Raw genomic sequence first — 23,556 nt, 5'->3', positions numbered from 1 at the left:
CCTCCCGACGGGTAGTCATATAAGAACGTCCCCAACGACTAGTCATTGGGGACGTTCTTCAACGACCAGCCGTTGGGGACAGTCTTTGCCAAAGGCCCCGTTGGGCGAGATGTCGAACGGGAAGGTGCCGCAGCGATTGAACGCGGCGATAAACATGCGGATGGCGTTGGACGGCGTGGTGCCCACGAGCTGGGTTGCCGCCGCGAAGGCTGCCTTCTCCTCGGGCAAGACCTTCGCGACAACCGGGGTCATGTGTTCTGCCATGGCGCTTCCTTTTTGAAACGACGGTGGTGCGGATAGATGCGGGCCACGCGGCTGGGCGACGGGCTGTGAAGGCAACCCGATTGGCCCGCATCCGGAGTTTGTTTCTGCGGCGTTGGTATTACTTGGTATTCCTAAGTATTACCCCACAGATAGAATACCACACCCGACCCCATGGGGACGGAGGAAAACGGATCATTTTGTTGCTGAGTTAGTATTTAGAGCGTGATGATGTCCGAGATATTGAGGACCTGAGCGTCGACGGCATCGTGCGTAGCAAGCAACAGCATGCGACCGTCGAGCAAGTCGAGCACGACCTCGGCGCATGCGTCGCGCGCAGCGGTATCTAGACCGGTAAAGGGCTCGTCCAGAATCACCGCGTCGCCTGGGCACAGCAGGGCTCGGGCAATCTCGACGCGACGGCGCTGCCCGCCCGAGAGCTCGGCCACACGAGCATGCACATCGACCCCCGGCACCAGCAGGCGCAACAGAGCCGCGGCACTCGAGGCGTCCACGCGCGCGTCGGCGCACACCAGCACGTTATCCAGGGCAGAAACGTCCTCGACTAGGCGCACATCCTGAAACACCATGGAACACGGCGCGCACTCCCCCGCCGCCAGTGCAAGCAACGTCGACTTGCCCACACCCGAGGCGCCCATCACGCAGGTCCGTCCACCGGCGGGCACGCGAAGTACCAGTCCGTCAAGCGCCGGCGCCCAGAGCGCACGATCGCCCACAGCAAGCGCAAGCTCCGCCGCAACCCCGCCGCCAGCAGAACCGCCCGCACGCCCGTGCAAGCCGCGTCCATGCGACAGCACCGCCGCACGCCATGCCACGGGCCCCGAAGCCCGCAGCAGCCACACCAGCACGCGCTCGCATGCCCACGAAGCCATAACAACCAGCACGGTCCAGGCCAGCAAATCGGCAGTCTCAATCAAAAGCTTCGCCTGATAGATGCGCTCGCCCACGGTGCCCGTCGCCATGCCGATCAGCTCCGCCGCCACACCGGCCTTCCAGCTCATGCCAATCACGGCGCGGGCACACGAAAGCACAAACGGCAGGACTTCGCGCCAGGTGTGGGCACAAAACAGTCGCCAGCCCCGCACGCCATGCAGACGAAACATCTGCTCCAGCGGTTTATCCGCTTGCATCAAGCCCTCGACCAACGAAAAATACACGCCCGGCAGAGCCATCAAAAAGACCGCTGCAATGCTCACGCGCGCCGACCCCAACCAAATGAGCAGCAGGACCACCACGCAGGCAACCGGTGTCGCCTTAACAAACGAAAGCGCCGGCGCCACCAAGCGGGCAAACGTCAGCGATCGCACCGAGACTCCCGCCAGTACGCCGCCGCACACCGCGGCAAGCGCCAGCCCGCCCAAGATACGCGCACCCGAGCCTGCCAGAATCGCCCATGTGCTGGCATCGCATACCAGTCGCAGCAACGCCACCACGACGGCACCCGGCCCCGGCAAAATCAACGGCTGCGCCACGAAACCCGCCATCAGCACCCACACGGCAAGCCAAAAGGCGGCAACGGCACCTGCTGCCGCCACCGCCTTCATACGCTCTGTCATTTGTCGAGCAAACGCACGCACGGGCTACTCCATATAGTAGAAATCATCGGCCGGGAGCTTGCCGCCCACGGCGCTCGCGTCCGCATCGGCCAGCACCTGCAGGTACCCACCGAGCGCCGCCTTCATGTCCTTCCCCGTCTGGCACACGAGCATGCACCCGGGAATCGCCTTTTCGGCAATCGCGGCGTTATCGACGATACCCGCATCGACCACGGCCTGTGCCCAATCTGCCGGCGCCGCGTTCACGGCCTCAACGCTCGCCGCATGGCAGCTCAAGAATTCCGCCACGGCCTCGGGATGTTCCTCGGCAAAGGCCCGGCGCACCACGGTCACGCCCGTCAGCAAACGGGAGCCCGTGTCTCCTGCCAGCTCGTCCCACACATCGGTCAGACTTACCGGCGCCGACAGCTTGCCTTCGCTCTTGGCGATGGCCGCCGTCTTGAACGGCTCGGGCAGCACGCCCACGGCAGACGGATCGGCAAGCAACGCCGACAGCACCTCGGTAGGCTCGCTCTTAAACTCAAGCGTCACCTGGCCGGTCAGGCCCGCGCGCTCCAGCAGGTAGTTCATGACGTACTCCGGCGTGGCGCCCTTGCCCGTCATATAGACGGTATGGCCCGCCAGATCGCCAAACGAGGCCACACTCGCGTCGCCCGTCACAACGTTCAGCACGCCCAGCGTGTTGATGTCGATGACCTGCGCCGCGCCCTCGGTCTTGTTGTAGAGCACGCTCGCCACGTTGGCGGGCACCAAGGCAATGTCGACATCGCCCTGAATGACCTTGGGCACGATCTCGTCGGCCGCGGCGCTGATCGCAAAGTCGAACTCGTTATCCGTCTCGCCACTCGCTGCCTGGTCCATAAACTGCACCAGACCAATCGACGTCGGCCCCTTGAGCGAGGCGACGTGCACCTCGACCGGCTCGGCAGCAGCACCGGCGCCGTCCGTGGCAGCCGAGCCCGCGGCGGACCCGGCACCGGCACCCCCGCCGCCACAGCCCGCGAGCGCAAGCGACAGCGCGCCCGCGGCAAGCGCCGAGGCAAACCCTCGGCGCGTCATCTCAACATTAAACGCACGCATCGCTAGCACTTCCCTTCGTTGGGCATCGACCAGGCGTGATGGTCGGTATGCAGCAACTCCTCGGCCAGCGGCGAGAGCGGCGCGCCCAAAAACTCGCGGTAGCACGCCTGAACATCGGGGTTCTCGTGCGAGAAGCGAATGTCCGCAGCGGCATCCAGGCCCCACAGCACCTGGCCGCGCTCGGCCGCCAGCTCGCAGCCGTCGTGGATGGGCTGACCGCCGCCACCGACGCAGCCGCCCGGGCACGCCATGACCTCGACGAAGTCATAGCTCGCACGGCCGTCGCGAATCGCGTCGAGCAGGCGGGCGGCGTTACCCAGCCCGTGCGCCACGGCGACGCGCACCTTGGTGCCATCGATATCGGCGACGGCTTCTTTCCAGCCGTCCAGGCCGCGCACATCGGTAAAGAAGTCCGCATCGGGGTTCTTGCCCGTCACCAGGTAATATGCCGAGCGCACGGCTGCCTCCATCACGCCGCCCGTGGCGCCAAAGATCACGCCCGCGCCCGTGCCAAAGCCCAGCGGCGTATCGAGCGGCTCCTCGACCAGCGTGTCAACGCTCACGTGGCTCGCACGGATCATGCGCACCATCTCGCGCACCGTCAGCGCAACGTCCACATCGGGCGTGCCGTCCTCGCCCACCATGCTCGGCAGCGCGCACTCGGCCTTCTTGGCCGTGCACGGCATAACGGACACCACGAACAGGCGCTCGGACTCCACGCCCAGCACCTTGGCGTAGTAGGTCTTGGCAATAGCGCCGAACATCTGCTGCGGCGACTTGGACGTGGACAGGCTGTCGACAAACTCCGGATAGCGCGCCTTCACAAAGCGCACCCAGCCCGGGCAGCAGCTCGTAAACATGGGCCAGCCGCGGCTGTCGCCCTCGCCCTTGGCGGCGGCGCCCAGGCGCTCGATCAGTTCGGATCCCTCCTCCATAATGGTGAGGTCGGCCGAGAAATCGGTGTCGAACACGTACTCAAAGCCCACGCGGCGCAGCGCGCAGGCCAGGCGCTCAACGGTGGCCTCCTCGCGAGATATGCCGAGTTCCTCGCCCCAGGCGCTGCGCACGGCCGGCGCGATCTGCACCAGCACGATCTTGTCGGGATTAGCGAGCGCGTCAAACACGGTCTCGGTATCGTCGCGCTCGCGCAGGGCGCCCGTCGGACAATGTGTAATGCACTGGCCGCACGCGACGCAATCGGTCTTGCCGATCGGTGCGCGCCCGCGGGTACCCACGGCGGTATGCGTGGCGCGGTTGGTCAGGTCCCAAATCCCTAGGCCCTGCACGCTCTCGCACACCTTGATGCAGCGCATGCATTTAATGCACTTGTCGTTTTCGCGGATGATGGGAAAATCGAAATCCCAGCCCTCGCCCGCCAAATGCCTTTGATACGGCAGATAGAAAATGCCCAGATCGTTGGCGATGGTCTGCAAGTTGCAGTTGCCGCTGCGCACGCAGCTCGTGCACTGCGAATCGTGCTGGGACAGCAGCAGCTGCACGTTGGTGCGACGCGCCTCGCGGGCCTTGGGGCTGTTGGTGTGGACCACCATGCCGTCGAGCACGTAGTTGTTGCAGGCGGCAACCAGCTGGTCGCAGCCCTCAACCTCGACCACGCATACGCGGCAGCCGCCGATCTCGTTTAGATCGCGCAGGTAGCACAGGGTGGGAATCTGGATGCTGACGGACTTGGCCGCATCCAGGATCGTGGTGTGCTCGGGAACCACGACCTCGCAATTATCGATAGTGAGCTTGACCATGTTATGCGCTCCGTTTTCGGTGTTGTCGCTGACGGTGGTGTTGTTGGGCTCTACCATTCCAGGTTCCTCCCTCCGCGGAACGCGCCAAAGCCAAAGTGATCGCAACGCAGGCAGCGGCTCGCCTCCTGGCGCGCCTCCTGCTCGGTAAGACCTTGCTCGACCAGATCCCAATCGTGAATACGCTCGCCGGCCTCGCGCTCGCCCAGCTCGCAGCGGCCGCACTCATGCTTGCCCTTAAACTGGACGGTCGGCAGCTCGACCTCGAGCTTAATCTTGTGGTCAAAGCCCAGGTAGCGGTCGATATTTGCCGAAGCAACGCGGCCGGCGTTGATGGCTCGGATGACGGTGGCGGGACCGGTCTGGCAGTCGCCGCCGCTAAAGAGACCATCGAAGTTGGGCACGGCGCCGTCCGAATCGGTGACGACGCGACCCCACTTGCAGGCGATGCCCATGTCCTCAAACGGCTTGGAATCGATGTCCTGGCCAATGGCCACAAACACGCGCTCGCAGGGAATGACGCGCTCGGGCGTGGCGGCGGCACGCGGGGCCGGACGCCCACGACGGGGCTCACCGATAATCTGCGGCTGCACGCGCAGGCCGCTCACGCGACCGCCCCCGCCCGTCTCGATAGCGAGCGGGGCCGTGAGCTCCAGTACCTCGCAGCCCTCGGCCTGGGCGCCGGCGATCTCGGCGACCTGTGCCGTCATGTCGCAGATACGACGGCGGTAGACGATGCTCACCTTTTCGGCACCGCAGCGCACGGCAGAGCGTGCCACGTCCATGGCCACGTTGCCGCCGCCGATGACGCACACGCGCTGGCCGCTCAGGTCGGGCAGTTCGTCATCGCCGATGGCGCGCAGCATCTTGACGGCCGACTCCACGCCGAGCGCCTCTTCGCCCGGAAGGCCAAGCTTCTTATCGCTGTGGGCGCCAATAGCCAGGTAGACGGCATCGAACTCGTCGCGCAGGCGGGCAAGTTCCTCGCCGTTGACGGAGTGGTCGAGTTCCACGTCGATGCCGGCGCTCAAGATCCAGTCGATCTCGGCCTGCAGGCGCTCGCGCGGCAGACGGTAGCTGGGAATGCCGTAGCGCAGCATGCCGCCCAGGTGGTGGCGCTGCTCAAAGATGGTCACCTTATGGCCCATCACGGCCAGGTAGTAGGCACAGGAAAGGCCGGTCGGGCCGCCGCCGATCACGGCGACGCGCTTGCCGGTGTTATCCACTACATGGGGTTTGTGGTCGTTGAGGTCGCTGTGCTCAACGGCAAAACGCTTGAGGGCGAGGATGTTCATGGGATCGTCGACCATGCCGCGACGGCAGTGCATCTCGCAGGGATGCTCGCACACCAGGCCGCAAACGAGCGGCAGCGGGTTGTTCTTGCGGATAACCTTGACGGCGTCGGCATAGCGGCCGGCCTCGACGAGCGAAATGTAACCGGGAATGTCGACGTGCGCCGGGCAGCCCGAGACGCACGGGACGCGGGCCTCGCGGTCAAAGCCACAGGAGTGCTCGCGGATGTGGTGCTCAAAATCGTCGCGGAAACCGCGAATGGCCGTGAGCGCCATGGCGCCAGCTTCGTAGCCGATGGCGCAGTCGCTCGAAAGATAGATAGTGCGGGCCGTGCGCTCGATCAGGTTGAGCGTGGACTCATCGGCGCGCCCTTCGAGCACATCGGCGAGCAGATCGCTCAGCGCGCTCAGGCCCACGCGGCAGGGCGTGCACTTGCCGCAGCTCTGGGTGGAGCACAGGTTGACGAGCGCTGCCGTAAACTCAACGGGGCACGGGGCGAGCGAACTCACCGCCAGACGACGTCCGAGCGCATCGTGCAGGTCGTCCATGACGGCCTGAGCGTGGCTGCGTTCCATTACATGCAGTCGTGCCATAAGATCCCCTCTCATGCGGCAGCCCGGAGGCGAGGCCGGGCGAAGTTGCTACACGCACAACACTGACCTAAAAAGTTGTTAGGTCTCCACGCAGTTCGGCAGGCGGTATAAAATGTCACCCTCGGCGGTGAAATAGAACATTACCGCAGATAAATGCCATATTTGATAAAACGCGTTACCAAATGACAATGCCCCGCCCACGCAATCACGTGGACGGGGCATTGCTCCAGGTATGCGGCCAGCGACCCTGTTGCTTTTACTTAAGCTCGGGCCAGTAACCCTTGTTGGCCTCGATCATGTCGTCGAGAACCTCCTTGGCGACCTTCATCGAAGGCACGGTCTTGTTCAGCGTAAAGGCCTTGAGTGCCTTCTCGTACGAACCCTCGATCGTGGCCTCGACCACGAGCTTCTCGGAGTTCAGCTGCTGCATCATAAGACCCTGCTGGAACAGAGGAATGTTGTCACGGCTGATGACCTCGGGGCCGTTCTTGCCAATGTAGGCAGGCAGCTCGACCATGGCGTCGTAGGGCATGTTGGGGATAGCGCCCTTGTTCTCGCAAATGACCAGGAAGCGCTGCTTGGTATCGTTCTTCAGAGCGATGGCCAGGTCGGCAATCCAGTCGCCGTGGCTGCCCGCATAGAACGTACTCTCGTCGATCTCGCCGGTCTTCTCGTAGTGGTCGATGCCGTCGAAGAGGTTCTTCTCGCGCGTCTCCTCAACCTCGTTAGCACGGGTGCGCTCGGGGTTGGAATGCTCGACGAACTCCTTCTGCTGCAGGTAGTAGTTCAGATACGTGTTGGGCAGGTACTCCGGGAAGCACTCCATGATCTCGTACTCGCCCTTCCAGACGTAGTACCAGCTGCCCTTGGTGTGGCGGTTCTGCTCGGGGTGCTCGTCGGTGGTCTCCTCGGGCTTCTTAGACATCAGCGAGCCCATGCCCTTGAGGTACGAATCGGGCAGCAGAATCTCATGCTCCTTGATGTACTCGCGCAGCTGCGGGAGCACCTCCTCGCCCTTGTGGCGGATCGAGGTGAACCAGCCAAAGTGGTTGAGGCCAAAGTAATCGTACTCGACATCCTTCTTGTCGATATCGAGTGCGGCGCAAACCACGTCGATGATCGCGATCGGCATGTCGCAGATGTTGATGATGCGAGCGTTAGGACGCAGCACACGGCAGCCCTCGGAGACGATGGCAGCAGGGTTGGAGTAGTTGAGAATCCAGTAGTCCTTCTTGGCGTACTTCTCGACGTCATCGATCAGCTCGACCATGGGGAAGATGGTGCGCATGCCGTAGGCAAGGCCGCCGCAACCGCAAGTCTCCTGACCCACGCAGCCGTGACGCAGCGGAATCTTCTCGTCCTGCTCGCGCATGGCGTAGCCGCCCACGCGCATCTGGGCAAACACGAAGCTCGCGTCGGTAAAAGCCGTCTTTTTGTCGGTGGTCACCGTGAGCTTGATGTCCAGGCCGAGGTCCTCGTGCAGAATCCAGTCCACGAGCACGCCGATCTTGCGCTGGCGCTCCTCGTTGATGTCGTACAGACGAATCTCGTCAACGTCGAGCTCGTCCTTGCGCAGGGCGATGGACTTGACGATGCCGGGGGTAAAGGTGGATCCGCCACCACACAGAGTAATGATCATTGTTTACTGCTCCTTCTCAATTGCGTTTTCGACCTTGTCGCGCATCTCGGCGACCTTCATGCCAAAGATGATCTGGATATTGTTGCCGTTACGGTTGATGCCGCTGTTAGGCACATGGTTGATGAGGTTCTCATCGATGAGGTCCGGGTTCTTAACGTTCACGCGAAGACGCGTAAAGCAGTTCTCGAGCTCCTCGATGTTGTCCTTGCCGCCAAGACCTGCGACCAGGTCGGCAATACTTGCATCGACGCCCTCTGCGGGAGCTGCGGCAACAGCGCCCTGCTTCACCGCGACAGACGCGGCGGCCTCGCCCTCGGCAACGGACTCGGCGAGCTCGGACTCCTCCTCGCGGCCAGGCGTGTGGAGGTTGAGCTTCTTAATAAGGAAGGTGAAGAGGAAGAAGTACAGGGCGGCGTTGACGACTCCAAGCACCAGCATAACCGGCCAGTTGGTCTTATCGACACCAAGAACCAGGTTGGAAACCACGATGTTGATGATGCCGCCTGCAGTCGAAGCGGGCACGGAGAGAACCTTGAGCAGGACCAGGAAGATACCGGAAAGAACCGAGTGAACGACAAAGAGCACGGGAGCGGCAAAGACAAAGAGGAAGTCCATGGGCTCGGTGACACAGGAGAGCACGGCGGTGATGATCAGCGGGATGATAACGGCCTTGGTCTTATCCTTGTTCCCCTTGTAAGCGGTGAAGATAAAGGCGAGACCGATACCGATGTAGGGCCACAGGTTGTTGAAGGTGTAGCTGTTGAAGTAGGTGCTATCGGAGAAGGGCTGGCCCGTCATTGCCATCTCGGCGACACGGATGGGATAGGCGCCGGCGATAACCTGATCACCCAGCGTCAGGGTGCCACCCACATCGGAGAACTGGAACGGGGTGTAGATGAGGTGATGCAGACCGGTAGGAACGAGCAGCTTGTTGAGCATGCCGTAGATAAACAGACCGATGTTGCCCGACTCCTTAATGATGCCGGCAACGGAGGAGATGGCACCCTGAACCGGAGGCCAAACGATGCAGAAGCCAGCACCCATGATCCAGGAAATGATGATCATGATCAGGAACGGAAAACGAACGCCCGAGAACATCGAAAGGGCAATGGGGAACTGCTTGTTCGAGTACTTGTTGAACACGGCACCGGTGATGCAACCAAGAATGATGCCGCCAAACACGCCGGTATCGAGCACCTGAATGCCCATAACGGTGCTCTGGCCGGTTCCGGTAAGACCGAGCATGCCGCTCGCTTCGGCAAGAGAGCCGGTGGCGTTGAGCACGATGTTGTTAGCCTGCAGGAACAGGAAGAACGACATCAGGGCAATCAGCGAAGCATGGCCCTTGTTCTTCTTTGCCATGGCGCCGGCGATGCCCACGCAGAACAGAATCGAGAGGTTGTTGATGATAAACATCAGCGACTGATAGACAACGGCGCCCACAAGCTGGAACGGACCGGAGCCCAGCACAGGGATCACGGCGCAGATGGTCTTGTTGGTCAGAATAATGCCCACGATGAGCAGAATGCCGGCAACCGAGAGATACATCATCGGCTGAACGATTGACTTCGCGAACACCTCCAACGGCGCTTTGAAATTGAACTTCTTTTTTGCGGTCATAGCGGTACTCCCCTTCCTTTTCCGCAAATTAAGACAGATGTGCCCTGGACAAGACCGTGAGCCTTGCCTTATATCAATCGATGTGTGGGCACGTTATGCCTAGAGACCAGGTTCTCCAAGCAGGTTAACAATGTGATATGCGAGATAACTCTTCTCGGCATCGGTAACGACAACGTTATAGGTAGACGCTAAGTGGTCGGCAATTGACTCCGCACACGAGAACGCCCTCGGATACGCCGTTTCATCGATACGGAACAGCGCGTCGCCATTGACCTGCCCCGCCGCGGGATCGAGCGCCCGCTGCGCAAAAAACTGCAGATGGCGAACGAAACGCTCGTACGGCAACGAGGTGACGTCAAGGGTCGTGGCATAGTGCTCGGAAACAATCGCGAGCACGTCGCGAACAAGCTGGACCGAAACAATCAGACGGTCAGAGCGCTGCGGCATGGTGGCGTTGACGATATGCAGCGTAATAAAACCCTGCTCTTCTTCGCTCATCTGGATGCCCATATACTCCTTGATAATCTGCAGCGCACGGCCCGCAAGCGCGTACTCCTTGCGATAGAACTGCTGGATCTCGAGCAGCAACGGGTTCTCGCAGGGAACGCCCTTGCGCTCACGCTCCAAAGCAAGGCTGATATGGTCTGCGAGAGCGATGAGGATCTTGTCGTTGATATCGACATTGAGCTCTCGACGAAGCATCTGAACGATGTCCTCGGAAATCACGAGGTTGACGGTGGGGATGGACTCCAAAAGATGTGCCAAGCGGTCAATCGTACGCGAATCCTGAGAAGTGCCCTCCTGCAGCGCATAGGTCTTTTCGACCGATGCTTCATCGATAGCGTCGCCGGCATGACGGCCAAAGCAGAGGCCTCGACCGATGACAATGAGCTCGGAGCCATCGTCCGAAGTGACCATTGCGACGTTATTGTTGAAAACTCGCTTGATAACCACGGTACCCACCAAAAGAATTTACTCGGAAAGCCAGACGACAGGCTCTTTAACAGCAACAGGGCCGGAAGCGTGCTCACGAAGAGTCGAGTTCTCCGAACGCTCGCACACGATAACGAAGACCGTGGGATCGAAGCCGGCGGCGCGGACCGCGTCAAAATCGACCTCAACGAGGGGCTGGCCCGCGTCGACATGGTCACCCTGGGCAACAAGCGCATGGAAGCCCTTGCCCTCAAGTTTAACAGTGTCGATTCCGATATGCAGCATCACCTGAGCAGAGCTGTCGTCGGACATGATGCCCAGTGCATGCTCGGTCGGGAACAGCGCCGCGACGGTACCGGAAACAGGAGCGCACACCGTTCCCTCTTGGGGAACCACGGCAACGCCATCGCCCACGGCACGGCTGCTAAAAGCGGGGTCATTGGTTTTTTCCAGATGAACAAGCTCGCCGGAAACGGGAGCGAGGATTTCGAACTCGGAAGTTGCAGTCTTCTGCTCATCCGAACCGCCCATCAGGCGAGAAAAGAAACCCATGGTGGCATGTCCCTTCATAAATATAGCCCAACCAAAATCAAGCGAATGCGTCCATAGAGACACATCCGTTCAAAGACTTTGGTTAGGCCCACGTCCGAGGGACTCGGTAACCTTCCGCATTTCTTTTTACGGAAGCTATTGTAGACAAGCCCAAAGCCAGAACAATCATTATGACCGGTGAGCGGTATTTTTTCTTCGATAAACGGTATTTAAGCGGCACTTGGGGACGTTCCTTTTCTGCCGGCACCCAGGGACACTCCTTGCAGCAATTTCGCATGCGTTAGATGAAGAGCTCGCATTCCTTCCGCACGACGCAAACCTTGCTCAGCATCTGGGAAACAGCGGATAGCTCGTTGGGATCAAGCTCGCGAGCGCCTCGCGGGCATACGGCGATGCAGCGCATGCAGGAGATGCACGCCTCGCCAGCTGCTCGTTTGGGGTCACCCTTGTCGATAGCACAAACGGGGCACGCCGCGGCGCATGCACCGCAGGAGACGCAATCCTCTGTTGCCTCAGGTGCCATGCGGTGACCTCTGGCTTGTTTATAAGGACGATTGCCGGGAATAGAGGGCTCGGATGTATCCTCAGCCAACAGCTTTTGCTGAATTTGCTGCGCAAACTCTGCGAGCTGCGCCGCATCCTGCGCATCCGGACGACCGGCAGCAAACTGTCGCGCAATGGAATGTTCTGCAATGGCTGCAACTGCCGCGATTACCCGGAATCCCGCATGCTTCGCAACGTCCTCCAGCTCTACGAGCGTGTCCTCAAACGCGCGGTTTCCGCAGACGCACACCAGAACGGCCCGCGCTCCGTTGCCGTGAACCATGTTCAGTCGGTCGACCGCCACGGCAGGGACTCTGCCGGCATACGCCGGCACGGAGATAACAGCCACGTCGTCCTTCGTCATCGAGACCTCGTGGAAATCCAACCCGCTATCGGTCAGATCGACGGTAACGGTATTATTGTCCAGCGCCCCGGCCACAAGGCCAGACACCTTCCGCGTTCCACCCGTCGGACTAAACACAATTTCGAATACGCTCATCGAGGCACCCTCTCCCTACGCCCGGCAACGCGTCAAGCTGTTTTCACATTCAGACAGAGTATACGGCGCATGAGGGGGAGCTCCCCGTTTTGGTGCGCCAGGCACCCCAATGCACCCACCCTACGCTGTCTGCCTCTTCGTTTTGTATAAATTACGGTACAGATTGTATATATTTACGGGATACCGCCGTGTTCTCCTGAGGTACCTCATCCTGGCCCGTACAAAAAACGGAGTATTCTGCAACGTGACCGCGCCAGCACCGCCGCGGGTGGGCAAAACTGTAGGGCGCCGTATCATTCTAAGTCCCGACATGGCGAGAATGACGCGCCCCCTGCTCCGGAAAACGGCGAAATCTGACTCGGAACGCTCGCTAGGGATATCCGAAGGCCACCGTTGGCGACGTCGAATCATATGCAGACAACTCGAACTGCAGAATACTCCAAAAAATGCACGGCGCACCCCATAGGACCCATTGCTGCATGGCAGGAAACAAGCCCACGGCATCCTCTAGATGCATTCCCGAGGAAATCACATTTGAACTAGCGATCGGATACGGCAAACAAAAGGGCCCCGAACGTAGTTGCTCGGGGCCCTTGGTTCACCTCGCTCTAGCGGGCGATGCGTATGTTATTTGCGCTTGCCGCCGCCGTCGCCGGGGCGACGGGAGCTGCTACCGCGCTTGCCGCCACGGCTGTTGCCATAGCTGCCACGATTATCGCGACCGCCGGCACGGCCGCCGCGGGAGCCGGCCTGGTTGCCGCCACGCCCGCCACGATAGCCGCCACGACGCTCATCGCGGGTGTCGTCGTAGTTGCGCCAGTCATCGCGACGATCGCGGCTGGCACGCGGGTCGCGACGATCGCGCGACTCATTCGAACGACCGGCGCCGCTGCGGCCACCGTTGCCACGAGCGCCCTCGCGACGCTCACCACCGCGGCCGCCCTCGCGGCCTCCGCGCTCGTCAAAGCGCTTGCCGCCGCGGGACTCGCCACCGCGGGTACCACGCTCGTCACGCGAACCACGGCCTTCGCCGCCGCGACGCTCATCACGGCCACCACGCTCGCCATCGCGACCGGAGCGACGACGGTCACCCGAACCGCGCTTGCCACCGCGCGAACCGCGGCCCTCGTCTTCGCGCTCAACACGACGACGACCGCCACGGTCCTCGTCTTCACGACGACGGCGGTGCGCTTCGCCCTGGAACTGCTTGGCACGGCGCTCGGCACGGTTGCCACGCGGGGTCTGCTCGACAGCAGCAGCACCCCCGCGCTCCTCGGCAGCCACCTCGCGAGCCACGCTCTCCACAGCCTCGTCCACGCGAGCCTGAACGCCCTCGCGCACGCGGGTCTTGCCGCCGCGCTTGGGACGGCTCGGACGCTCGCCGTCGCCGCGACGCTCATCGCGACCGCGGTTGGAACGACCGGCAACATCGCCGTAATCGTCGCCGTTGCGCTTGCCGTCGCGACGTGCCTGCTCGAGCTTCTTCTTGCTCTTGGACTTGCCGCGCTTGGTCTTCTTCTTCACCTTAAAGGCCGCAGGGTCGCGCTCGGGATCAACCGCGGGCGGGTTGGGACCCACATGCAGGTCGCCGGCCTCGTAGATGTCGGCGGTCTTGTCCATGAGCTTCTCGATCTCATAGAACTCATCGACGTCCTGCTCGGTCACAAACGTGATGGCCCAGCCCAGCTCACCGGCACGGCCCGTGCGGCCGATGCGGTGGATGTAATCGGTCGGCTCGGCCGGCACGTCAAAGTTCACGACATAGCGCACGTCGCTGATGTCGATGCCGCGGGCAAGCACGTCGGTTGCCACCAGCACGTCGACGGTACCGTCGCGGAAGGCCGAGAGCGCGCGCTCGCGCTGGGCCTGACTACGGTTGCCGTGAATCGCGGCGGCCTTGATGCCCTTACGCTCCAGACGACGGCAGCAGCTGTCGGCGCGGTGCTTGGTACGCATAAAGACGATGGTGCGCTCCGGACCCTCCTTCTTGAGGAACTCGGGCAGCAGGTTGTTCTTGGCCTCGATGGACACCGGGAACACAAACTGGTCGACGGTGTCGGCGGTCGACGTGGCAGGCGCGATCTCCACGCGGGCCGGATCGCTCACCAGGTCGGTGATCTCGCCCACGGCCTCCTCGTCGAGCGTGGCCGAGAACAGCAGCGTCTGGCGCTCGGCCGGCGTCTCGCGCACGATGCGGCGGACGGCGGGCAAAAAGCCCATGTCGAGCATGCGGTCGGCCTCGTCCAGCACCAGCACCTTGACCTCGTCCAGGTGGCAAGCGCCCTGCTCGATCAGATCGACCAGACGGCCCGGCGTGGCGACCAGAATGTCGCAGCCGTACTTGAGCGCCGCGGTCTGCGGCTTGTAGCTCACGCCGCCCACGACGGTCACGGCAACATGGCCGGTGACGTCGGCAATCTTGCTGGCGACCTCGTCGATCTGCTGTGCGAGCTCGCGCGTGGGGGTAATGACGAGCATCACGGGGCCGCGGCCGTTGCCCTCGGGCTTCTTGGCGCCGCGACGGCGGTTGCGGCCGCCGCGCTCGCGCACGGGCTTGGGCGGAGCAATGTGCTCCAGATTGTTCATGGTCGGCAGCAAGAAGGCGGCCGTCTTGCCGGTGCCGGTCTGAGCGGCGGCAAGCAGGTCGCGGCCCTCGAGCACCACGGGGATCGAGCCGGCCTGCACGGGCGTGGGCGCCGTGTAGCCCAGGTTCTCGATGGCACGAAGCATCTCGTCCGAAAGTCCCAGCTCGTCAAAGGCGGGCAGGTTCTCGGTCGCGGACTCGACGGCCTGGGCAGCATTGGCCTCGTCGGCAGCATCGAAGGCAGCCTGGGTCATGGCCTCGCGGGTCTCGTCCAGAATCTCGGCGTCCGTGACGTCAGATACAGAATTACGCATATGTTGTTGTTCCTTATCTGCACGCGTTATGGGCACGGCATGCAGCCGCGCGGGGCGTGCTTGGTAGTGCGCTAATACATACAAAACAGGTGCGCACAGAGAGGACGTTGCTCAGCACGCTGGCGATCGCTTTGGCAGCCCTATCACGCGCCGTCCAGACGCAGCGGCCCTAAGCGATGGAGCAGATTCGCCGCCGGTTAGTATACCCGCGCTTCGCATGCCCCCACGTAAACCACAGATGACGGGGCGGGTCTGGGCCGATTGCCTCAATCTGTAACAGTTACGAGACAAAACCGGGTCTACACGTTACAGATTGAGACGAACTCAAACATCGCAAAACACAATCTCGATCTGTAACAGTTAGAGGTCATTTTCCCCGCTAGATGTTACAGATCGAGATGTTTGACATGAGCTGCCAACGATTGAGCAGCCACCCGCATCTGTAGCGAAATGTCATACATTCTCATCTCCACTGGACACCCCCAGGGGGTATGGGTGTATAGTATCGGCAGGTTAACAATTCAAACACTACGCCACAGAAAGGAGAAGCCATGGCTCAAGATAAGTTCGATGTGGGCGGCATGACATGCGCCGCCTGTCAGGCGCACGTGGACCGTGCCGTGAGCAAGCTCGACGGCGTCCAAAGCGTCGCGGTCAACCTACTCGCCGGTTCCATGATGGTCGACTACGACCCCGCGCAGGTCTCCCCCGACGATATCTGCACCGCTGTCGACCGCGCAGGCTACTCGGCCTCGCCCGTCGATGCGGGCACCGGTGCCGCCGGCTCAAACGGCAGCACGCAAGCCAGATCCGGCGCCACCCATATGGAATCGCCCACCAAAAAGCTAGAGGCCACTGCCTCCGCCATGCGCACCCGTCTCATCATCTCAATCATCTTTCTCATTCCGCTGTTCTACATAGGCATGGGACACATGCTCGGCTGGCCGCTGCCCAGCATCTTCACCGACCACATCCACAGCATGACGCTCGCCCTCACCGAGCTTGTCCTGCTCATCCCCATCGTCTACGTCAACGACGCATACTTTATCAACGGCTTCAAATCACTCGTGCACGGCGCGCCCACCATGGACGCTCTCATCGCCGTCGGCGCCACCGCCTCCATCGCTTGGTCGCTCTATGCCATGTTTATCATGGCCGACCAGCTGGCCACAGGTCAGGTGCACGAGGCCATGATGACGGGCATGGACAACCTGTATTTTGAGAGTGCGGGCACGATCCTGTCGCTCGTCACCGTGGGCAAATACCTTGAGACGCGCAGCAAGTCCAAAACCGGCGGCGCCATCGAGGCGCTGATCGACCTGGCGCCCAAGACCGCGACCGTCGTTGCCGACGACGGTACCGAAACCACCGTCGACGTCGACAGCATCCTTCCCGGCCAGGTCCTGCGCGTGCGCCCCGGCGAGTCCATCCCCGTCGATGGCGTGGTGCTCGAGGGCAGCTCGGCCGTGGACGAGAGTGCGCTCACCGGCGAGTCCATCCCCGTGGAAAAGGTCGCCGGCAACACCGTCAACGCCGCCACGGTCAACCGCACCGGATCGTTTACCTTCCGTGCCACGCGCGTGGGCGCCGACACGTCGCTCGCCAAAATCATCCAGCTCGTCGAGGACGCCAACGCCACCAAGGCGCCCATCGCCCGCATGGCCGATAAGGTCGCCGGCGTGTTTGTGCCCGTGGTGTTCGTGATTTCGGCCGTGACCTTTGCGGCGTGGATGGCACTGACCGGCAGCATCAACGAGGCGCTCACCTCCGCCGTGGCCGTGCTGGTGATCAGCTGTCCGTGCGCACTGGGTCTGGCCACGCCCGTCGCCATTATGGTGGGCACCGGCAAGGGCGCCGAGATGGGCATTCTGTTTAAGAGCGCCGAGGCGCTGGAGAATCTGCGCAGCGTGGGCACCGTGGTGCTCGATAAGACGGGCACGGTCACCCGCGGCAAGCCGGCCGTGACCGACATTGTGGTGGCCACGCGCGTTGACGGCTCGCCCGCCATGAGCGAAAAGGCGCTGCTCAAGCTGGCCGCCGCGTTGGAGCGCTCGAGCGAGCACCCGCTGGCCGAGGCGATTATGGCCGAGTGCGAGTCGCGCGGAATCGTCGCGCGCATGGTCGAGGACTTTGCCGCCGTGCCTGGACGAGGCGTTACGGCGCGCGAGGGACAAAACGCCATTGCAGCCGGCAACGTACGCCTGATGGACGAGTTGGGCGTTACCGTGCCCGCGGGTCTTGCCGAGCAATTTGCCGCCGAGGGCAAAACACCGCTGTTCTTTGCCAAGAACGGCGAGCTTATCGGCACCATCGCCGTGGCTGACGAGGTCAAAGAGACGAGCGCCGGGGCCATCGCCGCGCTGCGCAAGCTCGGCGTCGACGTGCGCATGCTCACCGGCGACAACCGCGTGACGGCCGAGGCCATCGCCCGCCGCGTGGGGCTGAGCAGCGAACAGGTCATCGCCGACGTCCTCCCCGCCGACAAGGAACGCCACGTGCGCGAGCTGCAGGATGCGGGCGGCAAGGTCGCCATGGTGGGCGACGGCATCAACGACTCCCCCGCCCTGGCGCGCGCCGACGTGGGCCTTGCGATCGGCACCGGCGCCGACATCGCCAAAGAAGGGGCAGATGTGGTGCTCATGCGCAGCGACCTCATGGATGCTGCGCGCGCCATCGAGCTGTCACGTGCCACAATCCGCAACATCAAGCAGGACCTGTTCTGGGCGCTGTTCTACAACGGCATCGGCATTCCGCTGGCGGCGGGCGTGTTCTTCCCCCTCACCGGTTGGCAGCTCTCGCCGATGTTCGGCGCCGCGGCCATGAGCCTATCGAGTGTCTGCGTCGTAAGCAATGCGCTGCGCCTGAAATCCTTTAAGCCTAAAGTGGCAAAATAGGCTCACCATTAAGTCCATTTAGAACGGGTTTTCCAGGTGCCCGAGATTGACCTGAAAGAGGAGCGACGCGTACTTTGGTACGCGAGCGACGGCTTGAAGGTCAAGGTCGGGTGCTTGGGAAAGCCGACACAACAGAGAGGAATACCAATGCGTTACACGATTAAGACTTCGGGCCTTATGTGCGGTCACTGCGACGCTACTGTCGAGACGGCACTGCTCAACGTGGCCGGCGTGACCGACGCCGACGCCGATCACGAGACCCAGACCGTCCAGGTGGAGTGCGCCGACACCGTGACCGCCGAGCAGCTCGCCGCCGCCGTCGAGGGCGCCGGCGAGAAGTTCCACGCCCTGTCCGTAACCGCCGCGTAACGACCCACGCGTACCCCGACCAGAAACGAGGACCCGCCATGATGGCAGACCATAAATCGGTGACCCGCATGCTCAAGACGGCACGCGGTCAGATCGACGGCATCCTGCGGATGGTCGAGGAGGACCGCTACTGCGTCGATATTTCCACGCAGCTCATGGCAACGCAGGCGCTCATTGCGCGCATCAACGCCGACGTGCTCAAGGCGCATATCGAGGGCTGCGTGACTTCGGCAATCGAATCGGGCGACGAAGACCTCAAAGCCGCCAAGCTCGCCGAGATCGAACGCGTCGTCGACAAGCTCTCCAAGTAATTGGGGCATTGGGGACGGACTGCTTTGCACCTTCTTGGTGCATCGGGGACAGGTATGTTTGCACCACCTTGGTGCAGATTGACCTGTCCCCCTTGCTCTAAATCGGGTATAAAGGCGTGCGGCATATCGAATGAAAGGCAATTTGCATGAATGACTTTATGAAGGGCCGCAATGGCGCCGATGAGCTCACCATCGTTATGGGCTTTTCCGGCATCGTCATCGCGATGATCGGATCGATAGCCCGCATCCAGTGGCTCAGCTGGATTGCCATCGCCGTCATCGTGATTGGCGTGCTGCGCGGCCTGTCCAAAAACATCGATGCACGTCGCAAAGAGAACGAGGCCTTTGTCGCCGCGACTGCCAATGTTCCCGGCTTGGGCAAGTTCGTCGCCAGCTTGGGCAGCGGGGCCGCAGCGGCCAGCACCTCACGCGCGGCCGGCACCAGTAAGGAAGACTTTGAGCGTGCCAAGCGAACGGCCAAGAAGATGTGGAAGGGCCGCAAGACCACGGCATATCTCAAGTGCCCCAACTGCGGTCAGATGCTCTCCGTCCCCAAGGGCAAGGGTAAGATCCGCGTCACCTGCCCCAAGTGCCACGCCAAGATGGAAACCCGCTCCTAGCGCCCGCACGCGGGACAAATTAATCAGGTTTGCTTGTCCCAAATCTTAAGTATTTGTTCGATAAAAAAGCCGAGGCCTCGTGTTGAGACCTCGGCTTTTTGCATGCGGCAACGGAGCTGCCCCTTTGTCACATCTACGCCACACCGTCGCGGGCGAGCTCCTCGGCCAGCGCCTCGGCCGGCATGGCCATAATCGCGTCGAGCTCGGCATCCACCTCAGGGATGCACTTCACCTTGAGCTTGCGCACCAGATCACCGCGACACATCACATGCATCGGCTCACGCAGCGCGCACAGGTCATCGAGCGGGTTCTTGCGCGTCACCAGGATATCGGCAGCCTTGCCGCACTCGATCGTGCCGGTCTCGCCGCCCAGCCCCAGCAGCTCGGCATTGACTTGCGTAGCCGTATGCAGCGCGAAGGCGTTGCTCACACCGACATACTTGGCAAAATAGGCAACCTCACGCCACATGTCGTACTGCGTCACGAACGGGCAGCTTGAGTCCGTGCCCAGGCCCACCTTAATGCCAGCTTCCAGTGCGGCACGGGCGCTCTCGATGATGCCCGAGCACACGATGTCGCCGTTCTTCTTTTGTGTATCGGTCGAATGGGTCTTTTCCGGGTCGAGCAATACAAACGGCAGCGCCGGGCTGATCGTGCAGGTCACGCTCGGCGCGCGTCCCTCGAGCTGTGTGCCCGCGGCGCCGCGATACAGCTCCAGGATCTCGGGCGTCATCGGGGCACCGTGCTCGATCGTGTCGACCCCGGCCTCAAGCGCGGCCTTCACGCCCTCGGTGCTCTCGACATGAGCCATAACCGGCAGACCCACCTCGTGCGCCGCCTTGCACGCCGCCGCGGCAACCTCCACCGGCATACGCAGCACGCCCGGCTCGCCCACCTCGGTCGCATCGAACACACCGCCCGTTACGAACAGCTTAATGACGTCGGCGCCGCGCGCATACAGGTCTCGCACCTGCTCGGCTGCCTCGACGGGGCTGTTGGCCACCTGGGCGAACAAGCCCGCGCCATGGCCGCCCGGCACCGTGACGCCCGTTCCCGGCGCTACCAGGCGCGGACCCTGATACTTGCCGGCGTCGATAGCGTCGCGCACGGCAATGTCGGCAAACAGCGGGTCGCCCGCGCCGCGCACTGTGGTCACGCCGCTTGCCAGCTGCTGCTGGGCACTGCCCTTGAGGATGCAGCGCACGATGGCACGGCCCACGGGATTATCGAGTTTCTTCATCAGCGCTCCCGCATCGCCGGCCGAGACAGGCTTGCCCGAGCCGCACAGGTGCACGTGCATATTGATGAGACCGGGCATGAGATACGCACCACCCAGGTCGATAACCTCGGCACCTGCAGGCGCCTGCGCCACAGCACTCGGCCCCATCCAGGTGATGACGCCGCGCTCAACAGTCACGGCCATATCGGGTTGCGGCTCCATATGCTCCGAACCATCCAGAATGGTCGCATTGATAAACAACGTGGAACGATCGGCAGATGCCATATCGAGCTCCTCCCTCACGATTAACTTGAACATTTGTCCATTATCACCTAGTCCCGCTGGATTGCTGCAGACGCATCGGTTAACGGAAGGAAGAGAGGATGTGGGGGACGGAATACGTTGCAGTCCCATCCCAGCGGCACTAGGGAAATCTCTCGATCTATAACAGGTAGACCGGGTTTTAGCAGCCAGATGTTACAGATCGAGATCTTTCGGCACCGCGTCCAACCTTTGTCTCGATCTGTAACAGTTGGGTCGAATTTTGGCCGTTAGATGTTACAGATTGAGAACTTTCACCAGGCGCCAACCTTCTGTCTCGATCTGTAACAGCTACGAGGCCAAACGGCCCCTTGTTGTTACAGATCGAGACAAACTCGGCAGAAACAACCACATTCGCGTCAGTTGCACCCCTTAGCACCCATACCACTGACGCTTCCATCCCTCAGCCAAATCGGCCCGCTGCGAAATACCCGCCAGCCTCATCTTTTCAGCCAGCTTCCCCGGGTCTTTGAGTTCATCAAACGTAAACCGAAGCACCTTATGCCCGAGCATTGTCAGATGAGATTCCCGCTGACGCTCTGCCACGAATGGGTCAACCGACTCCCGACCCCCGCCGCTCTGCAAGGTGTACTTCCCCTTTCCGTCGAGCTCGCCGATGACACATGTCCCGTCCTCGAGCCGCCAAAAATAGTCGACGCGAAACACCTGGCTCGGATCGAGCGGGTCGCGAAACTCCACCTGCAGCTCCGGAACCGGAAAGCCGTACGCAATAAAGAATGCTCGGAACCGAGACTCGCCGCCGTTTTCAGACAGCCCGTCCGCATACGACGCAATCACCTGTGCCCTGCGATACCCTCGCCTGCCCTCGCAATCGGCGCGGAGACACTCGCACAGGTCATCGCGCGATACGCCCCTTGCCCTCAATGCAGAATCGGCAATCGCCAACCCGTAGGAGAACGGCGCACGCAGCAAGCAATCCTCCACCGTGCGCCAAAACGACGTCGCCTGCACGCCGTCGACTTGTTCAAGTGCGCCCGCCGCCTGCGGACGCAACAGCCGACATCCTGCACTCAGCGGCACCGAGCAACCTGTCTTAACAAGATATCGTGGCCCAAGCAGATCATTCGGCACCTCCAGACCCCACAAAAGCGCCGCGTCATAGCCCCAAAACGCCCAATCGGGATGAAACTCTGCAAGCCCTTTGATGGTACGCAGCGCTCGCTCCGCCGGCGTCAGTACACCCCAATCATGTTGAAAGCAGAACAAATACGGCTCGGGCTCCGCAATATCATCGGTTCCCACATGACGCCGTAGCCACATGAGCTCGGCATTGTCATGCGTTGCGAGCAGCGCACCTTGCTCGGTCGCCTCCGTGAGTCGCGCGAGCATCCTATTCCGCGCCAACGTGTTGCGAGTCGTATGCTTGTGCTTGAAAACGGTATTAGACACTTCCATCACCACCACATCGGACAAATGAACCATCGTCACCGTTGCCTCCGCCGACAAATGTCTTGATCTGTAACAGTAAACCGTTCTTCAGGCCCCTAAACGTTACAGATTTAGACAAACCAGCGGTGCCCAAGCGTTCGTCTCGATCTGTAACAGATAGGCTGGTTTTTTGTCCCCAAACGTTACAGATCGAGACAAAAAGGCAAAAGGCAAGGCAGGCGACAACCACCCATCCCCTACTCCCACTCCTGCTCGTAGATGTTGAGCGACTTTACGTACCGCCCCTGGACGCCCATGATGTCGCGGACCAGACGCAAGAAGAAGCTGATGCACGAGGTGTCAAAGCCGTCCTGCAGGTCCTCCGGATGCACCGCACCCGGCCCATCGACCGCCGTATCGCTCAGCCGCGCGATGTCATACAGGTAGAGCTGTCCCGCCGTAAGCCAGACATCATCGACGCAGGCGAGGCGCACCGCAATCGCGCCGTCACTCCAGTGCTCCTTCTGCACGATATGCGGATCGTAGACATCAAAGCGATGATCGGTGCGCGTGTCCTTCAGCACGACCATGCCGGACGCAGGATCCTTGTCCAAAATGCCAAAGCGCGAGAAATACTGCGTGTCGCGTACCTGCTCGAGCCGCTTGAGCGAGGCAGGCGAAAGCGATGCCGGCGGCTCGTCAACATATAGCTCGAGCAGCGTTTTGCCATGGCGATAGAGGCGCTCGAAGAGCAGCCAATCGGTAAACGCCATGTTGTAGGCCATGATTTCGTTTTGAGAAGGCTCGGTGCAATAGCTGAGCCACGGGTCGACAATGATCTCGAACTGTTCGCGCGCCGGCTCCAAAAACTGGAACTTCCGCAGCATCCAAAAATGGGCCATGTCGGCAATATCGTTGCCGACGGCTTCAGCCAGCTCTGCTCGGTCAAAAGCGTGGTCAGTCATGGCATCCTCCTCAAACTGATGGACCTCAATTTGAGCTTACGAGGAGGGTGGGCAGCCACGACCAGCGCGGACAAAATAGGCCTCCGACTGCAAACCAGATGCTGACCAAACACTTGACGAAAAGCTTGACCGAAAATGCGCACCGCAACAAAACCGCAGGCAAACATAGACGGCCAACCCGCCCTTTTGAGCCAGATGCCTGCAGCCACCACAGAAACAACAGGTG

General features: G+C 61.6%; 18 protein-coding genes. 4 read left to right on the top strand and 14 right to left on the bottom strand.

The genetic code is table 11. The annotated features are described in order from the left end of the window. Window positions 1-42 precede the first annotated feature (42 nt). The 11 genes from DW796_RS05325 to DW796_RS05275 all read right to left on the bottom strand — a co-directional run bounded on the left by DW796_RS05325 (window position 43) and on the right by DW796_RS05275 (window position 15,242). Complete coding sequence (locus DW796_RS05325) at window positions 43-264, bottom strand: hypothetical protein (protein WP_117778481.1); 222 nt, start codon at window positions 262-264, stop codon at window positions 43-45. 215 nt (window positions 265-479) lie between these two features. Then, window positions 480-1,859 carry an ATP-binding cassette domain-containing protein gene (locus DW796_RS05320; protein ID WP_147351018.1) on the bottom strand — a complete coding sequence of 460 codons (1,380 nt, stop codon included), beginning with the start codon at window positions 1,857-1,859 and terminating at the stop codon, window positions 480-482. A 3-nt stretch (window positions 1,860-1,862) separates the two neighbouring features. Continuing rightward, window positions 1,863-2,918 (bottom strand): ABC transporter substrate-binding protein, encoded by a 1,056-nt coding sequence (locus DW796_RS05315; protein ID WP_118094494.1) that lies wholly within the window; start codon window positions 2,916-2,918, stop codon window positions 1,863-1,865. A gap of 2 nt (window positions 2,919-2,920) precedes the next feature. Next, a complete protein-coding gene (locus DW796_RS05310) occupies window positions 2,921-4,675 on the bottom strand; it encodes a [FeFe] hydrogenase, group A (RefSeq protein WP_117716919.1) in 1,755 nt (584 codons plus the stop codon). 50 nt (window positions 4,676-4,725) lie between these two features. Continuing rightward, window positions 4,726-6,558, bottom strand: a complete 1,833-nt coding sequence (locus DW796_RS05305) for an NAD(P)-binding protein (RefSeq protein WP_118094493.1) — start codon at window positions 6,556-6,558, stop codon at window positions 4,726-4,728. Window positions 6,559-6,814: 256 nt separating this feature from the next. Then, a complete protein-coding gene (locus DW796_RS05300; protein ID WP_117716899.1) occupies window positions 6,815-8,197 on the bottom strand; it encodes a 6-phospho-alpha-glucosidase in 1,383 nt (460 codons plus the stop codon). A 3-nt stretch (window positions 8,198-8,200) separates the two neighbouring features. Then, window positions 8,201-9,817, bottom strand: a complete 1,617-nt coding sequence (locus DW796_RS05295; RefSeq protein ID WP_118094492.1) for a PTS transporter subunit EIIC — start codon at window positions 9,815-9,817, stop codon at window positions 8,201-8,203. Between the two features lie 99 nt (window positions 9,818-9,916). Continuing rightward, window positions 9,917-10,771: a PRD domain-containing protein gene (locus DW796_RS05290; RefSeq protein ID WP_117862088.1), complete on the bottom strand. Its 855-nt coding sequence runs from the start codon at window positions 10,769-10,771 to the stop codon at window positions 9,917-9,919. An 18-nt stretch (window positions 10,772-10,789) separates the two neighbouring features. Next, a complete protein-coding gene (locus DW796_RS05285) occupies window positions 10,790-11,302 on the bottom strand; it encodes a PTS glucose transporter subunit IIA (RefSeq protein ID WP_158563755.1) in 513 nt (170 codons plus the stop codon). A gap of 280 nt (window positions 11,303-11,582) precedes the next feature. After that, window positions 11,583-12,284, bottom strand: coding sequence for a 4Fe-4S dicluster domain-containing protein (locus DW796_RS05280; protein ID WP_233539673.1), 702 nt, complete (start codon window positions 12,282-12,284; stop codon window positions 11,583-11,585). Window positions 12,285-12,971: 687 nt separating this feature from the next. Beyond that, a complete protein-coding gene (locus tag DW796_RS05275) occupies window positions 12,972-15,242 on the bottom strand; it encodes a DEAD/DEAH box helicase (protein ID WP_187362374.1) in 2,271 nt (756 codons plus the stop codon). Window positions 15,243-15,793: 551 nt separating this feature from the next. Here DW796_RS05275 and DW796_RS05270 point away from each other — a divergent pair. The 4 genes from DW796_RS05270 to DW796_RS05255 all read left to right on the top strand — a co-directional run bounded on the left by DW796_RS05270 (window position 15,794) and on the right by DW796_RS05255 (window position 19,436). Further along, window positions 15,794-18,136 carry a cation-translocating P-type ATPase gene (locus DW796_RS05270; RefSeq protein ID WP_117759898.1) on the top strand — a complete coding sequence of 781 codons (2,343 nt, stop codon included), beginning with the start codon at window positions 15,794-15,796 and terminating at the stop codon, window positions 18,134-18,136. A 147-nt stretch (window positions 18,137-18,283) separates the two neighbouring features. After that, window positions 18,284-18,505: a heavy-metal-associated domain-containing protein gene (locus DW796_RS05265; RefSeq protein WP_006235338.1), complete on the top strand. Its 222-nt coding sequence runs from the start codon at window positions 18,284-18,286 to the stop codon at window positions 18,503-18,505. Between the two features lie 38 nt (window positions 18,506-18,543). After that, window positions 18,544-18,816, top strand: coding sequence for a metal-sensing transcriptional repressor (locus DW796_RS05260; RefSeq protein WP_006235337.1), 273 nt, complete (start codon window positions 18,544-18,546; stop codon window positions 18,814-18,816). A 146-nt stretch (window positions 18,817-18,962) separates the two neighbouring features. Further along, complete coding sequence (locus tag DW796_RS05255; RefSeq protein ID WP_117759490.1) at window positions 18,963-19,436, top strand: hypothetical protein; 474 nt, start codon at window positions 18,963-18,965, stop codon at window positions 19,434-19,436. Window positions 19,437-19,569: 133 nt separating this feature from the next. Here the strand turns inward: DW796_RS05255 and DW796_RS05250 are convergent, their stop codons facing one another. From DW796_RS05250 to DW796_RS05240, 3 genes are all read right to left on the bottom strand, one after another. Next, the gene (locus DW796_RS05250; RefSeq protein ID WP_233539672.1) at window positions 19,570-20,940 is read right to left on the bottom strand and encodes an amidohydrolase family protein; all 1,371 of its coding nucleotides are present in this window, start codon (window positions 20,938-20,940) and stop codon (window positions 19,570-19,572) included. Between the two features lie 408 nt (window positions 20,941-21,348). Next, window positions 21,349-22,425, bottom strand: a complete 1,077-nt coding sequence (locus tag DW796_RS05245) for a hypothetical protein (protein ID WP_147336390.1) — start codon at window positions 22,423-22,425, stop codon at window positions 21,349-21,351. Between the two features lie 197 nt (window positions 22,426-22,622). Beyond that, window positions 22,623-23,330 (bottom strand): hypothetical protein, encoded by a 708-nt coding sequence (locus DW796_RS05240; RefSeq protein ID WP_118094489.1) that lies wholly within the window; start codon window positions 23,328-23,330, stop codon window positions 22,623-22,625. Between the last annotated feature and the right edge of the window lie 226 nt (window positions 23,331-23,556).

The organism is Collinsella sp. AM31-2AC (assembly GCF_003469285.1).
Lineage (GTDB): Bacteria > Actinomycetota > Coriobacteriia > Coriobacteriales > Coriobacteriaceae > Collinsella > Collinsella aerofaciens_AT.
The sequence above is the reverse complement of the archived record's forward strand: the minus strand, read 5'-3'. Positions and strand labels throughout refer to the sequence as shown.

Coding starts and splice junctions, on each gene's coding strand:
- DW796_RS05265 (WP_006235338.1), top strand. CDS start 18,284: ATGCGTTACACGATTAAGACTTCGGGCCTTATGTGCGGTCACTGCGAC.
- DW796_RS05305 (WP_118094493.1), bottom strand. CDS start 6,558: ATGGCACGACTGCATGTAATGGAACGCAGCCACGCTCAGGCCGTCATG.
- DW796_RS05270 (WP_117759898.1), top strand. CDS start 15,794: ATGGCTCAAGATAAGTTCGATGTGGGCGGCATGACATGCGCCGCCTGT.
- DW796_RS05315 (WP_118094494.1), bottom strand. CDS start 2,918: ATGCGTGCGTTTAATGTTGAGATGACGCGCCGAGGGTTTGCCTCGGCG.
- DW796_RS05310 (WP_117716919.1), bottom strand. CDS start 4,675: ATGGTCAAGCTCACTATCGATAATTGCGAGGTCGTGGTTCCCGAGCAC.
- DW796_RS05250 (WP_233539672.1), bottom strand. CDS start 20,940: ATGGCATCTGCCGATCGTTCCACGTTGTTTATCAATGCGACCATTCTG.
- DW796_RS05240 (WP_118094489.1), bottom strand. CDS start 23,330: ATGACTGACCACGCTTTTGACCGAGCAGAGCTGGCTGAAGCCGTCGGC.
- DW796_RS05325 (WP_117778481.1), bottom strand. CDS start 264: ATGGCAGAACACATGACCCCGGTTGTCGCGAAGGTCTTGCCCGAGGAG.
- DW796_RS05295 (WP_118094492.1), bottom strand. CDS start 9,817: ATGACCGCAAAAAAGAAGTTCAATTTCAAAGCGCCGTTGGAGGTGTTC.
- DW796_RS05300 (WP_117716899.1), bottom strand. CDS start 8,197: ATGATCATTACTCTGTGTGGTGGCGGATCCACCTTTACCCCCGGCATC.
- DW796_RS05255 (WP_117759490.1), top strand. CDS start 18,963: ATGAATGACTTTATGAAGGGCCGCAATGGCGCCGATGAGCTCACCATC.
- DW796_RS05260 (WP_006235337.1), top strand. CDS start 18,544: ATGATGGCAGACCATAAATCGGTGACCCGCATGCTCAAGACGGCACGC.
- DW796_RS05275 (WP_187362374.1), bottom strand. CDS start 15,242: ATGCGTAATTCTGTATCTGACGTCACGGACGCCGAGATTCTGGACGAG.
- DW796_RS05285 (WP_158563755.1), bottom strand. CDS start 11,302: ATGGGTTTCTTTTCTCGCCTGATGGGCGGTTCGGATGAGCAGAAGACT.